12 protein-coding genes and 1 pseudogene are annotated in these 15,301 nt (G+C 29.6%); 10 read left to right on the top strand and 3 right to left on the bottom strand.

What is annotated here, in order from left to right:
- Nucleotides 1-80 precede the first annotated feature (80 nt).
- Nucleotides 81-1,571: a methyl-accepting chemotaxis protein gene (locus CUEA01_RS20430; RefSeq protein ID WP_234123791.1), complete on the bottom strand. Its 1,491-nt coding sequence runs from the start codon at nt 1,569-1,571 to the stop codon at nt 81-83.
- Nucleotides 1,572-1,790: 219 nt separating this feature from the next.
- Here CUEA01_RS20430 and CUEA01_RS20425 point away from each other — a divergent pair, with 219 nt between their 5' ends.
- Nucleotides 1,791-2,129, top strand: a complete 339-nt coding sequence (locus CUEA01_RS20425; protein ID WP_234123789.1) for an arsenate reductase family protein — start codon at nt 1,791-1,793, stop codon at nt 2,127-2,129.
- Between the two features lie 243 nt (nt 2,130-2,372).
- Here the strand turns inward: CUEA01_RS20425 and CUEA01_RS20420 are convergent, their stop codons facing one another.
- Entirely contained in the window at nt 2,373-3,077 is a 705-nt protein-coding gene (locus CUEA01_RS20420; protein WP_234123787.1) for an HAD family hydrolase, read from the bottom strand.
- A gap of 16 nt (nt 3,078-3,093) precedes the next feature.
- Nucleotides 3,094-3,588 carry a GNAT family N-acetyltransferase gene (locus CUEA01_RS20415; protein WP_234123785.1) on the bottom strand — a complete coding sequence of 165 codons (495 nt, stop codon included), beginning with the start codon at nt 3,586-3,588 and terminating at the stop codon, nt 3,094-3,096.
- Nucleotides 3,589-3,655: 67 nt separating this feature from the next.
- Between CUEA01_RS20415 and CUEA01_RS20410 the strand changes: the two genes are divergently transcribed.
- The 9 genes and pseudogenes from CUEA01_RS20410 (at nt 3,656) to CUEA01_RS20370 (ending at nt 15,296) form a co-directional block, all read left to right on the top strand.
- Nucleotides 3,656-4,351 carry a response regulator transcription factor gene (locus CUEA01_RS20410; protein ID WP_234123782.1) on the top strand — a complete coding sequence of 232 codons (696 nt, stop codon included), beginning with the start codon at nt 3,656-3,658 and terminating at the stop codon, nt 4,349-4,351.
- Nucleotides 4,352-4,459: 108 nt separating this feature from the next.
- Nucleotides 4,460-5,335: pseudogene (locus CUEA01_RS20405) on the top strand (ATP-binding cassette domain-containing protein); the annotation flags it as partial.
- A gap of 416 nt (nt 5,336-5,751) precedes the next feature.
- On the top strand, nt 5,752-5,982 hold the full coding sequence (locus tag CUEA01_RS20400) for a hypothetical protein (RefSeq protein ID WP_234123780.1): 231 nt from the start codon (nt 5,752-5,754) through the stop codon (nt 5,980-5,982).
- Entirely contained in the window at nt 5,982-6,893 is a 912-nt protein-coding gene (locus CUEA01_RS20395; protein WP_234123778.1) for a sensor histidine kinase, read from the top strand. Before CUEA01_RS20400 ends, CUEA01_RS20395 begins: the two co-directional genes overlap by 1 nt.
- Before the next feature lie 291 nt (nt 6,894-7,184).
- The gene (gene licT / locus CUEA01_RS20390; RefSeq protein WP_234123776.1) at nt 7,185-8,039 is read left to right on the top strand and encodes a BglG family transcription antiterminator LicT; all 855 of its coding nucleotides are present in this window, start codon (nt 7,185-7,187) and stop codon (nt 8,037-8,039) included.
- Between the two features lie 350 nt (nt 8,040-8,389).
- The gene (locus CUEA01_RS20385) at nt 8,390-10,264 is read left to right on the top strand and encodes a sucrose-specific PTS transporter subunit IIBC (RefSeq protein WP_234123774.1); all 1,875 of its coding nucleotides are present in this window, start codon (nt 8,390-8,392) and stop codon (nt 10,262-10,264) included.
- 201 nt (nt 10,265-10,465) lie between these two features.
- Nucleotides 10,466-11,419, top strand: coding sequence for a carbohydrate kinase family protein (locus CUEA01_RS20380; protein WP_234123772.1), 954 nt, complete (start codon nt 10,466-10,468; stop codon nt 11,417-11,419).
- 13 nt (nt 11,420-11,432) lie between these two features.
- Nucleotides 11,433-12,899 carry a sucrose-6-phosphate hydrolase gene (locus CUEA01_RS20375; protein WP_234123770.1) on the top strand — a complete coding sequence of 489 codons (1,467 nt, stop codon included), beginning with the start codon at nt 11,433-11,435 and terminating at the stop codon, nt 12,897-12,899.
- 303 nt (nt 12,900-13,202) lie between these two features.
- Nucleotides 13,203-15,296, top strand: a complete 2,094-nt coding sequence (locus tag CUEA01_RS20370; protein WP_234123768.1) for a BglG family transcription antiterminator — start codon at nt 13,203-13,205, stop codon at nt 15,294-15,296.
- Nucleotides 15,297-15,301: the final 5 nt, after the last annotated feature.

Genomic DNA, 15,301 nt, shown 5'->3' with positions numbered 1-15,301 from the left:
AAGTGTGAAAATCAACACTTATTTAAAACATAGCTTCCTTTAGTAAGTTTAGATATTTTATTTAATATCCTGCAATATACTTACTTCTCATTATCTTTATTAGCAAGCTTTGTTAGGTTTTCACTTGAAGCTTGTATCTTTTTTATGTGCTCATATAGTTTTTGAATTGATGCATTTTGATTTTCAAAAGTTGCAAACATTTCTTCTGTGGCAGCGGAATTTTCCTCTGATATGCTTGCTACATTTTCTGATTCTGTACGTAATTTTTCAAATATAGATTGTGTATTATTAACCATATTTAATTCTTTTTCAATATAATCGTCAATTGTTTGGAAAGAAGTTTTTATATCTTTAAAACTACTACCAACTTCTTTGCCCATTTCTGTTCCTATGGCAACAGCATCATTTCCGTTTTGTGCTGCCGTAATAACGTCGCTTACTTTGTTTTTTATATCTTCTATGATGTTATTTATTAGCTGAACAGTGTTTGTACTATCTTCGGCAAGCGTTTTAATTTCATTAGCAACAACGGCAAATCCCTTTCCATGTTCACCAGCTCTAGCTGCTTCAATTGAGGCATTAAGTGCAAGTAAATTTGTTTGACCAGCAATTTCGGTAATGCTTACTAAAAAACTGTTAATGCTTTCAATACTTTTTTCAAGATTAGTTATTGTAGCTACAGAAGTTCTTACGGTTGAATCTATTATCTGCATTTGATCGCCCATTTTTGTCATTTTATTTGCTGCAGTAATAAGGGTTTTAGTAGATTCCTTTGATACATTGGACATTTCATTTGAAAATTGAACAGTTTTATTAAGTTTATCATCAGCATCGTTGATAGCCGCATTTATTTCAGAGGTACTTTGAGCCTGAGTTGTAACCCCATTTGCTACTTCTTGAACTGTAGCAGTTAATTCTTCGCTTGATTTCTTTGTAAAGTCAAGGTCATTCATTCCAGCAGTGATGTCATTATGTAGGTTTAGAGTATTATCACTAAGAGAGTTAAGAACCTCTTTTAAATTATCTGAGATTTTTTTTGCATTTTGTTCTTTTTCAGAAGCACTCTTAATTAATTCATGCCCCCATTTTGTTACAAAAAACAATAATACCATACAAACATTTAATATACCAAAAGTTAGAACAAAATCAGGAAGCTTCGCAAATTTAGTGACAAAGTATAGTATAATAGCACAAATGTCATATATCACGGCTGATATTGTAAGAAATTTTTCACTAAGATAAAGTGCCGCGTAGCAGATAATTATAAATAAATATATCAAGTGAATAACTCCCATGGTTGGTCCCATTTTCATTATTGAGTTTAAGTACATGGCAATAAATTTAGAAAGACACAGTATACCAGCTATTACATAGTCATTCTTTTTTAAATAAAATAGTATGCTAGCAAATATAATACCTATAAGTTCTATTGTAAGTTCAAAGCTTGAAGCAATCATAAACCTTGAATTTGTAAAAAATTCAACTGCACCTATAAGAACAATAATCCAAGATAGGATTACTAGTATTCTATTTACCTTTTGTATATGAGTTTTTAATACATTCTTGTCCATAGTATCACATCCTTAGAGTTTGATTTTATTATTTAAGCTGGGATTATGTATAAAAAAGATAATTTGAGTGTTAAATTTTACATAATAGTATCTCAATACTTACTATACAACATTTTTATGCAATTTCATATATTTTTCAATAAAATTATTTTATCAAAATGTGATATTATTATTAATAAAGTTTTAAGTAATATATTATTTAAAAATTAGAGGTGTGAAATGAATATTCAAATTTTTGGTACTAAAAAATGTTTTGATACAAAAAAAGCAGAAAGATATTTTAAGGAAAGAAAAATAAAATATCAATTTATAGATTTAAAAGAAAAAGCCTTGAGTAAAGGGGAACTAAGCAGTGTTAAAGCAAATGTTGGATTAAATAATCTAATAAATGTCAAAGCCAAAAAGTATTTAACTTTAAATTTAGATAAAATAAGATCTGAGGATATTAAAACAGAAATACTTTTAAATAATCCAGAAGTGTATGTTACTCCTATAGTTAGAAATGGAAAACAAGCTACAGTTGGGTATAAACCGGAAGTTTGGGGAACTTGGGAGTAAGATGGTTAGAGATATAGCGTTTCAAATGGTTTATCTCTAATTAAATTAATTTAAACTATAAAATTATTGCGAAGCGTTAAATCAGAGTACAAAGTACAGAGTACAGAGTACAATGAAGGATGATTTACCTTTCCTTACGTCAGGTAAATCTTAAACTTAAATGTTGTCAGCTTCGCTGAACAACATTAATACCTCGATTGCGTAAGCAATCAAAAATAAGTTTTAAGATTTTCTGTAGCTTTGCTACAGAAAATCATCCTTAACTGTACTCTGTACTCTGTCAACTGTACTCTGAATAAAGTTTAGCGTTTCTATTTTTTTCAAAAGTTCATAAACAGAATTCACAATATATGTAGCTCCAGATTTCTCTAATTCATCATAAGATCCGTAACCATAAGTAACTCCTATAGCTGCAAGACCATTTTCTTTAGCACCTATCATATCATGTTCTCTATCACCAATCATTATTGCCTCACTGGTTTTTATTTTACATTCCTCTAAGGCAAATTTTATTACATCAGCCTTTTTACTTCTTGAACCATCTAAAGTGCTTCCAACTATAGCGTCAAAGTATTGAGCTAAATTAAAATGTTCCAATATTTTTTCTGAAAATACAGTGGGTTTTGAGGTGGCAACAATTAAATGAAGACCAGTTTCCTTTAGCTTAGTTAACATAGTTTCTACGCCAATATAAACTTCATTTTCAAAAAGACCTCTTTTGCTGAAGTTTTCTCTATAATATGCTACTGCTTCAGCTGCTTTAGATTCACTAAAATTATAATATTCCATAAAACAATCCTTTAATGGCGGTCCTATAAATTTTTCAAGGGAGGTTAAATCATCTACTGATACTCCTAGTTTATTTAAGGCATATTGAACTGATTTTGTTATACCTTCTTTAGAGTCTGTGAGTGTTCCGTCTAAATCAAATAATATGTATTTATACATTAAAGCGCCTCCAATATTAAAGATTAAGTGCATATGAGTAACCATTTTCAGTTCGTTTATATTTTTTAAAGCCAGCTTTTTCAAAAGTTTTTTCTGATCCTATATTATATGAATATATTTCTGCAACATATATTTCGTGAAAGCCTAAAAGTTTAGCCCTTTCAATTAAAGCTTTAATAACCTTCAATCCTATGCCTCGTCTACGATAATCTTTATCACCAATTACAATAGGCATATCCTCATGCCAAAAGGTTACATCACCTATTGGAATAAATTTATCACATTTTTTAACTTCTATAAAGTATAATTCGCCTTTATTATTAAGATAATTATACATTCTTGCTAATTTATCATTGTCATAGAGACTAGAATTTTTGCCATCTACAAGGTCAACAGTTTCTCTATTCTTGTACCATTCTAGAGCAAAAGCATATTTATTATCGAATTTTCGTAATCGCAAGGTTTCATCAATATTTATATAGTCAGGTTGAGGATTTTGTGAAATATCCATAGTATTACTCCTTTATTTTGTTATATAATATATTATATAACAAAATAGTGTAAAAGCAGGGTGAAAAATGAAAAACAATATAAATATTTTGATTGCAGAAGATGATGTTGATATAAATAATTTACTAAACAAGATTCTAACAAAGGAAGGGTACAATGTAAGATGCACATATTCTGGTTCAGAAGCAGAAATGTGTATGGAAAGATATGATTTTCAGCTGATTTTGCTTGATTTAATGCTGCCAGGAATAACTGGAGAGGAGCTTATAGCTAAAATAAGAAAAGTTAAAACTATGCCTATTATAGTAATATCAGCAAAAATGGGACAAGAAGTTAAAATAGATGTACTAAAACTTGGTGCAGATGATTTTATGTCTAAACCTTTCGATGTTAAAGAAGTACTTGCAAGAGTTGAGGCTCAGCTTAGAAGATATATGGTTTTTTCTAAGTCAAATGAAAGGCAAAATATTTTGAAATATAAAAACTTAATATTAAATAAGGAAACCCTTAAGGTTGAGGTAAAAGAAAAAGAGATATATTTAACTGCAAAAGAATTTTCTATACTTGAAATGCTTTTAAGCTATCCTAATAAGGTTTTTACAAAATCCAATTTATTTGAAACCGTTTGGAGAGGAAATTATGTAGATGATGATAATACCATAAATGTTCATGTTAGCAAAATTCGTTCAAAAATAACCGAGGTTGATTTGGATACTGAATATATCCATACAGTTTGGGGAATAGGTTTTAAGCTTGGCAGTTAGATTTAAGACTTTCTTAATACTTTTTTAAAGCTTTCTTGTATTAAGTATTTTAATATACAAGAAAAGGAGTTGATTTAAATGCCAGAGGTTATACTTAGAACCTAAAATTTGACTAAACAATATGGAAATCAAATTGCGGCTAATAATTTAAATATTGAAGTAAAAAGAGGAGAAATTTACGGACTTGTTGGGAAAAATGGTGCTGGTAAAACTACTTTTCTTAGGATGATAAGCGGTCTTTCGAGTCCAACTAGTGGGGAAATTGAATTATTTGATGAAACTTCTAAGGAAGGCTTGAATAAAGCGAGAATGAGAAGTGGCAGCATAATTGAAACACCGTGTTTTTTCCCATATTTATCTGCAAGAAAAAATCTTGAATATTACAGAATACAAAGGGGGATTGTGGAAGTAAATTCAGTTGATTTTGCACTTGAATTTGTTGGACTTAAGAATACAGGAAGTAAAAAGTTCAAAAATTTTTCAATGGGCATGAAACAGCGTTTGGGTATGGCATTAGCTATTATGGCAAGTCCGGATTTACTTATATTAGATGAACCAATTAATGGACTTGACCCTGAGGGAATTAAAGAAGCAAGGGAAATTTTATTGAAATTAAATAGAGAAAATGGTACTACTATAATTATTTCAAGTCATATATTAGGTGAATTATCACAGCTTGCAACTAACTATGGTTTTATTAATAAAGGTGAATTGATAGAACAGGTATCTAGTAAGGAATTGAAGAAAAAATGCAAAAAGTGTTTATCAATCAAGGTTAACAATATTGAGAAAGCTTCAATTATAATTGAAAGAGAATTTCAGTGTAACAAGTATGAAGTTCTAAGTGGCAATGAAATAAGATTGTATGAGAAAATAGACAAGCCTGAAATTATAGCTGAGCTGCTTATGAAAAATGGAATAAAGTTATTCTGGATGTATGAAATTGGATTTAATCTAGAAGATTATTTCATTAGCTTGATTGGTATTATGCAGATAACGGTAAGTCCATATGGGTTTAATTTTCCTATAATAGTGATTTTAATGGTAATAGATATGATTAATGTTGAAGAATATAAAAATGGAACGTTTTTTGGAGTATTTGCTGGTATACCTTTAGTAATTAAATTTCTTTCTTTTTTTATTGGTAAGGGAATTCTTAGAATAAATGATTTTCTTATAACTGGATTAATTACTGTAATGTCAGATTTTAAAGCTACAAGCGAAAATATGATTTATGCCAATGTTTATGGAATGATATATATTGCTATATTTGTAATTTTAGGTTTGGTATGCTTTAACAAAAAAGATATTAAATAAGGAAGGTGAGTTTTATAAATAAAACATTAAAAAGGTGTTATGGGCTAGTAATTGTAACTGTAATAATTTTTATTTCAAGTGTTTTGATATATATATTTTGCCATTCTACGCCAGAAAGAGCTATTAGAGAAGATTTATTTAAGCAAGGTTATTTTATTGGTGCTTTTAACACAAAAATTTATAAATCAAGGTATGATGAACAATACGGACAATCATACTCATGTAAGCAGCCTGTGATAGGTCCAGATTTTTATTCCGTAACTAAGGAAAATGGATTATGGTATATAAATCATGACGGAACAGGGGGAGGCTAATGAGAGCTTTAGCGATTGTTAGTTTTATTATAACAATAATATTTTGTATAGTATGTATTTTGCTTATCCATGATATTAAGGATATAATAAATAAATTGAAAAAAATTAATAACACTGATACCAATTCTAAGGTACTTATTTCGTCGCCATTTAAGGTTATTAGAAAATTAGTTTTGGAAATAAATAAAAGTATTTATGAAAAGCTTGAAACTAAAGCGGAATATAAAAAAATAAATTCTGAAATAAAGCAGTCCATTGCAAATATAGCACATGATCTTAGAACTCCGCTTACATCCATAATTGGATATATTCAGTTAATAGAAGACGGTAAAATATCTGATAGTGAAAAAATGGAGTATATTAAAATAGTAAAAAAGAGAGCTAAAAACCTTCAAGTTTTAATAGAAAGTTTTTATGATTTATCTAGATTAGAGTCAAAAGAATATAAATTTCAATTAGAAAATATAAGCTTGTCACAGATTTTATGTGATACTATAGCTTTATATTATAATGATTTTATAAATAATGATATAGAGCCTGTAATTGATATAGATGAGAAACTTCCGCTTATATATGCAGATAAAAATGCTGTAACACGAGTAATTTCTAACTTAATTTTAAATATGATAAGGCATGGAAGAGAAAAGGTTGAAATACAGTTAAAAAAGCAAGAGGATGGTATCATAACTGTTTTTAAAAATTCTGCACCAAATTTGTCTAAAGAGGATGCTGAACATTTATTTGATAGATTTTTTATGGCGGATAGAACTAGAAATGGAAACAATACAGGGCTGGGACTTACAATATCAAAAGGATTAGTTGAACAAATGGGAAATTCTATTTTTGCAGAATTGGCAGAGGGAAAGCTTAGTATAATAATTAAGTGGAAAATATGTATGGTGAAGCAATAATATTGTAGGACATTAAATAAAGATCACAAGAGAAATATTCAAAGTGCATAAAGAAATTTTAAAGAATTTTTTTAAATAAAAGTGTTGACACTAAACAATGAAAATGTTATCATAAGTACATAAAGTTAATACAAGGGATTGTAACTGGTAAGCAGGCAAAACCCAAATTGAAGTAAATTATATGTAATTTATTTTAATTTGGGTTTTATTTTTTTAAAAATTTGAACTTCGTATATAATATATTGTGGTACAATTTTAGTGAGTTTATTTTACTTTTGCGGAGTGATAGAAATGATTATAAAAAAAATACTAAATAATAATGTAATTACAACCTTAGATGAAACTACAAAGCTTGAAAAAGTTGTTATGGGTGTTGGAATTGCTTTTCAAAAAAAAGCTGGAGATGTGGTAAATGAAAGCAAGATAGATAAGGTATTTGTAATTGAAAATGAGAATGAAAATTTAAAGTTTCAAGAACTTGTACATGAAGTACCTATGGAATATGTGAAGGTTTCAGAAGCAATAATAAGCTTTGCAGCCAGAAAATTAGAAACTAAATTTGATGATCATATTTACATAGCTTTAACAGATCATCTAGCCTTTGCTATTAAGAGACATCAAATGGGTATTGAAATTAAAAATAATATGCTTTGGGATATACAAAGGATTTATAAAAAAGAATACAACATTGGTTTGTGGGCTTTAGAATATATTGACAGGGAGCTTGGAATAAAGTTTAAGGTTGATGAAGCTGGTTTCATTGCTATGCACCTTATTGATGCATCACTTAAAGAAACCATGGACAATACCATAAGTATAACAGAAATAGTTGAAAACATTTTAAACTTAATAAAATATTTTTATTCAATAGAATTTAATGAAAATGACATATCATATGATAGATTGCTAACGCATCTTAAGTTCTTTGCACAAAGAGTTGTTTCTAAAAAGAATATGAAAGATGATGGCGATGAGCATTTTCTAAAGGTCGTTAAAGAAAGCTATAAAGATGCATATAAATGTGTGATAAAAATTAAAAGTTATGTAGAAAAAAATTATGATTACAATGTGAATGATGGAGAGTTAGTTTATTTAACACTTCATATTCAAAGAATATTATCAAGTTTGAAACATAGAGAAAGTTAATATTGAGGGATTGTTACTGGTAAAGATAAACCAACTGAAACTTGAAATTTATTTGTACCAAAATGCTGTCTTCTGGGCATTATGGTGCAAGTAAATTTCAATAGTTGAAGCGGTTTATCTATGTAGGGGCAGGCAAAACCTAAATTGAATTTGTACTTAAGGTTAGTAAAGTACATTTAGTTCAATTTAGGTTTTTTTTATACACTAAAATAAATTATTAATATAGATATACCATTTCAACTACCAAAATCAATTTGAACCATAATGCTTAGAAGATAGCATTTTGGTACAAATTAATTTTGAAGTTTCAATCGGTTTATCTCTATAAAGATTAAGAGGAGGAAAAGATTATGGAGTATAGTAAAGTCGCAAAAGAAATATTAGAACTTTTAGGCGGAGAAGCAAATGTAATAAGTGCAGCGCATTGTGCTACAAGACTTAGAGTGGTTGTTAAAGATGATAAGAAGGTTCAGTCAAAGAAAATTGAAAAATTAGATGATGTTAAAGGCATATTTACAAGTGCTGGTCAATTTCAAATAATAATAGGTCAAGGTAAGGTAAATAAAGTATACAAGGCTTTTGTTGAAGGAACTAATATTAATGAAGCAAGCGTAAGTGATACAAAACAAGCTGCAATGAAAAACATGAACCCTTTTGAAAGATTTGCAAGAATGCTTTCTAATATATTTGTTCCAATAATACCTGCAATAGTTGCAAGTGGTCTTCTCATGGGTCTTTTGGGAATGTTTAATACTTTCCATTGGGTAGATTCAAAAAGCGGAATATATATACTTTTAGATATGTTTTCAAATGCTGCGTTTGTATTTTTGCCTGTATTAATAGCATTTAGTGCAGCAAAACAATTTAATGTAAATCCTTTCCTCGCAGCTACATTAGGTGCTATAATGATTCACCCAAATCTTCAAAATGCTTGGACATTAGGAGATGGAATAAAGCAAACAATTAATGTTTATGGACTTCATGTAGGAATGGTTGGTTATCAAGGAACAGTTCTTCCAATACTTATAGCTGTATGGGTTATGGGATATATTGAAAGAGGAGTAAGAAAAGTTGTACCAGAAGTATTAGATATTTTAGTAACACCTTTTGTAACATTAATGGTTACAGCCTTCTTTGCTATGATAGTAATAGGACCTGCTGGAAGACTTGTAGGTGATGGAATTTCATTTGGACTTCAACATTTATATAATAGTGCAGGTGTTTTTGCTGGAATATTATTTGGTGGTCTTTACTCTTTAATAGTTATAACAGGTGTACATCACAGTTTCCACGCTATAGAAGCAGGACTTCTTGCGAATAAATCAATAGGTGTAAACTTCCTTTTACCAATATGGTCAATGGCAAATGTAGCTCAAGGTGGAGCAGCACTTGCAGTTTACTTTAGAACAAGAGATAAGAAAATAAAAGCTATAGCAGCACCAGCATCTTTATCATGTTTACTCGGAATAACAGAACCAGCAATTTTCGGTGTTAACCTTAGATTTGTAAAACCTTTTATAGCAGGAGCTTTAGGTGGAGCTATTGGTGGAGGTTACGTAGTATTTACAAAGGTTGGAATGACAGCCGTTGGAGTTACTGGTATACCAGGTACAGCAATTGTTAGACAAGGAAATATACTTAATTATTTAATAGGACTTGTACTTGCTTTTGGTTCAGCATTTGTTATTGCAAATGTTCTTGGAATTAAGGAAAAAAATGAAGAAGCAGATGATACAGAAGATGATGCTATAGTTGATGAAGCTTCAAGTAAAATTGAAATGTTAGCAGCACCAGTTAGTGGTAAAATTGTTTCTCTTAAGGACGTTCCAGACCAAACTTTTTCAGATGAGCTTCTTGGAAAGGGAGCAGCAGTTGATCCAGTAGATGGAGTAGTTGTTTCACCAGTAGAAGGAACTATAGTACATTTATTTGAAACTAAACATGCTGTTGCAATAAAAACAGAAAGTGGAATGGAAATTTTAATTCATATAGGAATAGACACAGTTAAAATGAATGGAGAAGGTTTTGAAGGCTTTGTAAATGATGGAGACATAGTTAAGAAGGGTCAAAAGTTAGTTGAATTTGATCTTGAGCTTGTAAAAGAAAAAGCAGTATCTACAATAACAATGGTTATAGTAACTAATTCAGATGATATGAAATTTGTAAAAACAGAGAAATCCGGACAGATTAAAAATGGTGAAGACTTAGTTAAGGTAGGAATTTAATATGTAACTTAAAATTATTGCGAACTATTATTCAGAGTACAGAGTACAGATGACAGAGTACAGTTAAGGATGATTTACCTTCACTGTACTCTGTACTCTGTCAGTTGTACTCTGAATAAAGGTTCGCATTATTTAAGATTTGTGTATAAAATAAATTTTGTGCGGCATCAACTTATATTTAATTATACGAGGAGGATAAATATGAATAACGTTTTATGTATAGGAGAACTTCTTATTGATTTCATATGTTCAGATATAGATACAACACTAGTACAAGGTGAAAATTTTAAGAAAAAAGCAGGAGGAGCACCTGCAAATGTAACAGCTGCAATTTGTAAACTTGGTGGAAGTGCAGCATTTATTGGAAAGGTTGGCAAGGACCCTTTTGGTTATTTCTTAAAGAACACTTTAGATGAAGTCAAAGTAGATACTTCAATGTTAGTTATGGATGAAAATTCAAAGACTACGCTTGCGTTCGTATCATTGCAGGCTAATGGAGAAAGAGACTTTGTATTTAATAGAGGAGCAGATGGTCTTTTAAGATACGATGAACTTGATTTAGAAAAAATATATTCAAATAAAATGATTCATTTTGGGTCTGCAACGGCACTACTTGGTGGAGAGATGACGGACACATATGTTAGAATTATGAAGGAAGCAAAAGAAAAAGAAATATTTATATCTTTTGATCCTAACTTTAGGGAAAATTTGTGGGGAGATAGACTAAAGGAATTTATTCAGATTTCTTTGGAATGTATGGAAAAAGCTGATTTTATAAAGTTAAGTGATGAAGAACTTAAAATAATTACTGGTGAAGCTGATGTAAAAGCTGGAGTAAAAAGCTTAAGTAGTGGAAACAATAAAATTATTGCAGTTACTCTTGGAAAAGAGGGAACTTTAATTTCAAAGAATGGTGAAATGGAAGTAGTAAAAAGTATTAAGATTAAATCTATAGATTCTACAGGAGCAGGAGATGCTTTTGTTGGGGCGCTTCTTTACAAATTATCTTTAATTGAAAATGCTAAAGTAGCAACACATGATTTTGAAAAAATAAAAGAAATAGTTAGCTTTGCAAATAAAGTAGGAGCACTTGTATGTACAAAACTTGGTGCTATAACTTCCATTCCAACTCTTGAAGAAGTAGAAAATTTTTAGTTGGTGATTATAAATGAATAATAAAGAATTTTTAGAACTAGTTAAAAATGTTGAAGTCAAATATGAAAAAGATGTGGGCAAGGATCATTATAGGCAAAACTATCACTTAATGCCGCTGGTAGGTTTTATGAATGACCCTAATGGATTTATTGAATTTAATGGAGAATATCATTTGTTCTATCAGTATAATCCAGTATATCCTGAACCTAAAAAGGTATGCTGGGGCCATGTTAAAAGCAAGGATTTAATAAATTGGGAGAAGCTTCCCGTAGCTTTAGCGCCTCTTGATTGGTATGATAGTCATGGCTGCTATTCTGGAAGTGCCGTAAATGATAATGGTATATTTACTATAATGTATACTGGAAATGTAAAGGATGATGATGGAAACAGAGAAACCTATCAATGCCTCGCAAAAACTTCTGATGGTATAAATTTTACAAAAGATGAAAAAAATCCGGTTATAAGCAACCAGCCTAAAGGATATACGAGACATTTTAGAGATCCTAAGGCATGGAGACACAAGGATTTATGGTATATGGTACTTGGAGCACAAACAGAAAAAAAACAAGGAACAGCAGTAGTATATAAATCCAAGGATTTGTATTCGTGGTATAAAGTTGGGGAAGCAGCAGGCTCCAACTTGCCTGATTTAAATTTCTTAGGATACATGTGGGAATGTCCTAATTTATTTAACATGGGAAATAAAGATATTTTATTGTTCTGCCCACAAGGCGTTGAAGCAAAGGGAGATTTATATAATAATATATATCAATGTGGGTATCTAAGTGGAAAACTAGACTATGACACAGGAAAGCTAAGTTATGGTAAATTTACTGAAATCGACAGGGGCTTTGAATTTTATGCACCTCAAGTAATGGAAGACAGTAAGGGCAGGACACTTATGGTTGGATGGATGGGACTTCCCGATGAAGAGAATAGCCCTAGCATCGAAAGACATTGGCTTCACTGTCTAACTATTATTAGAGAGCTTCAGTTAAGAAATGGCAAAATAATTCAAAAGCCAGTTGAAGAAATGAAACTTTTAAGAAAAGAAGAGATAAGCTATAACGGAATTGTTTTGGAAAATGGAGAAGTTCAATTTCAAAATATAAAAGGTGATAGTTATGAACTCTTATGTGATTTTTCTTATGAAAAAGTCCAAAGTTTTGGTGTAAAATTAAGGTGCAGTGCGGACAGAAAAGAAGAAATTTTATTTTATTACGATGCTTTGGAAGAAAAACTTATTTTAGATAGAAGTAAAGATGGCTTTCATAAAAGTGGGGTTAGGAAATGCAGTGTTGAAAATAGTGGCAAATTGAGATTTAATATATTTATGGATAAGTCTTCTGTAGAGATATTTGTAAATGATGGTGAAGAAACTTTTACTTCAAGAATTTACCCAAGGCAGGGCAGTGAAGATGTAATTTTTTTTGCTGACAATGGTACTGCAGAGTTAAATCTGAAGTATTGGAAAATTTAGGATAAGGATTTGCACGGCAAGGTAACAAGTGTGACACAGGAATATGGACCTTAAATTTTGATAATTTAATTAAAGTCTGAATTTAATGCATTATATATGTAGTAGATTCAGACTTTTTTTATATTCTTTAAAAAGTAATGTCAATGTGCTTATGACAACATATGATTATGTTTAACTTGAATACTTCATGTAATCGATTGTATAATAAATATGTAAATTAAATATGTAATAAAATTACTTATATGTGCAATAATACTATAAGGTAAATCTAAGAAATAATTTATTTTAGTTGGGTGATTCGAAATGATGAATTTAAACTCAAGAGAGCTTAGACTATTAAATACACTTATAGATAATGAGAAAATTACTATAGAAGATTTTTCTAAACATTATCTTATAACAACTAGGACTGTTTATAGAGAGATAGCAAGTATTAATAAAAGCATTAAAGGCTTTAATGTAAAAATTATAAACACTGCAAAAGGTTTAGTTTTAAAGGGGGAAAACAATGACATAATAAATTTAAGGCTAATTGTCCCATGTTTTAAGTTTACTATGAAAGCTAAAACTAGAAAGAATTTGATTTTAATAGAGCTTTTGCAGTCTAAGGACCCAATAAAAATTCAATATTTTGCAAGTAAGTTTAGAGTATCTAGTGCAACAATAAGTAATTACCTTAAGGATATAAAAAATTGGCTAGTGAGTAAACAAATAAAACTTATATCAAGGCAAGGTGTTGGGGTTTATGTTGAGTCTGAAGAAAAGAATATAAGGCATGCAATTATAGATCTTTTATATAAAAATTATAGCATGGGAGAATTAGTTAGTTTTATAGAAAAAAGTAACTATATAAGAGATGAAGAGCAATGCAGGACTAGTGATGAGCTTAATATTAGATTGCTTAACATAATTGACTTTAACACTATTTCTATTATTAAAAAGGTACTTACAAAGGTTAAAATAACAATGAATTATGAAATTGAAGATAGGCTTTATATTGAAATTATAATACATCTAGCACTTGCTATTAAGCGGCTTGAAAATAATGAAAAAATTAATATTGATAAATTGACGCTTGCAAAACTTAAAAATTCTGAAGAATATGATTTATCAGAGAGCATAGCAAATTATATAGAAGATGAAATTGGAATTAAAATACCTGAAGAAGAAATTGGATATATAGCAATACATCTTCAAGGAATTAGGTATGGCAGTGAAAGTTTAAATTTAAACGAAGAATATATAAATACAATGACAGAAAAAATTATAGAAAATGCATCAAAAATTTTTAATATAAATTTAAAAAAGGATTTAATCTTAAAAAAAGATTTAAGTATGCATCTTTTATATTCAATATATAGGATTAAATGTGGATATTCAATAAGAAACCCACTGATTGCAGAGATAAAGGATGAGTACGAAGATGCTTTTAATAAAAGTAAAAGAACACTGCAAATACTAGAAGAAGAGATTAAGGAAGACATAAGTGATGATGAAGTAGGATATATTACAATGCATTTTGCGGCATCTATTGAAAGAATGAAAAGTAAATTAATAAAGTTTAATGCTCTTTTAGTATGTTCCAATGGAATAGGTATATCTAGGATGCTCTCTGTAAAATTAAAAAAAGTTCAAGAACTTAATATCGTAGCGGTTTCATCTATATTAAAGCTTGATGAGATGATAAGAAATAATAGCATTGATGTGGTTATATCTACAGTTCCAATACAAAGAAATGATGTTAAAGTTGTGGTAATAAATCCTATGTTTAATGAAGTGGATATAAAAAAACTTGAAGATGAGTTGAATATTAAAATATCAATAAATGAGGATAAAGATGAAACTTACTTTAATGAAAATATGGAAAAGTTAAAAGCAATAAGTGTTTATAGTTCCGAAATAAACAAAACAGTTAAAAATACTTTTTTTGCAGAGGTTTATTCAAAAAAAGTAGGAGATATAATTAGTGAACTTTTAAATTGTTTAAATGAAAACAAAATAATTAATGATAAGCAGCATAAAAATGTGCAGGCACTTTTAGAGAATAGGGAAAGGCAGGGAACTATAATACTTCCCAATAAAAATTTTGCAATATATCACTGTGTAAGCAAAGATGTAAAGGAACCAACTATTGTTGTTGGAAAACTTAAAACACCAATAAATATGATAAATTTAATGGATAAAAATGAAAAGGTATGTACAGCATTTTTGATGATTGCGCCGTTTGGCAAAAAGGAAAGTCTTGAGGTAATAGGAGATTTATCTGCAGCAATGATAGAACAAGCTGATTTTATACAAAGAATTAATGCAAGTTCAAGTATAGAAGTTTGTGGAAAAATTATTGAGGAGGCACTTTTAAAAAAGCTCTATTATCAAATCGAAAGAATTATGAATTAGGGGGG

The organism is Clostridium hydrogenum, assembly GCF_021432385.1.
GTDB classification, from domain to species: domain Bacteria; phylum Bacillota; class Clostridia; order Clostridiales; family Clostridiaceae; genus Clostridium_S; species Clostridium_S hydrogenum.
The sequence above is the reverse complement of the archived record's forward strand: the minus strand, read 5'-3'. Positions and strand labels throughout refer to the sequence as shown.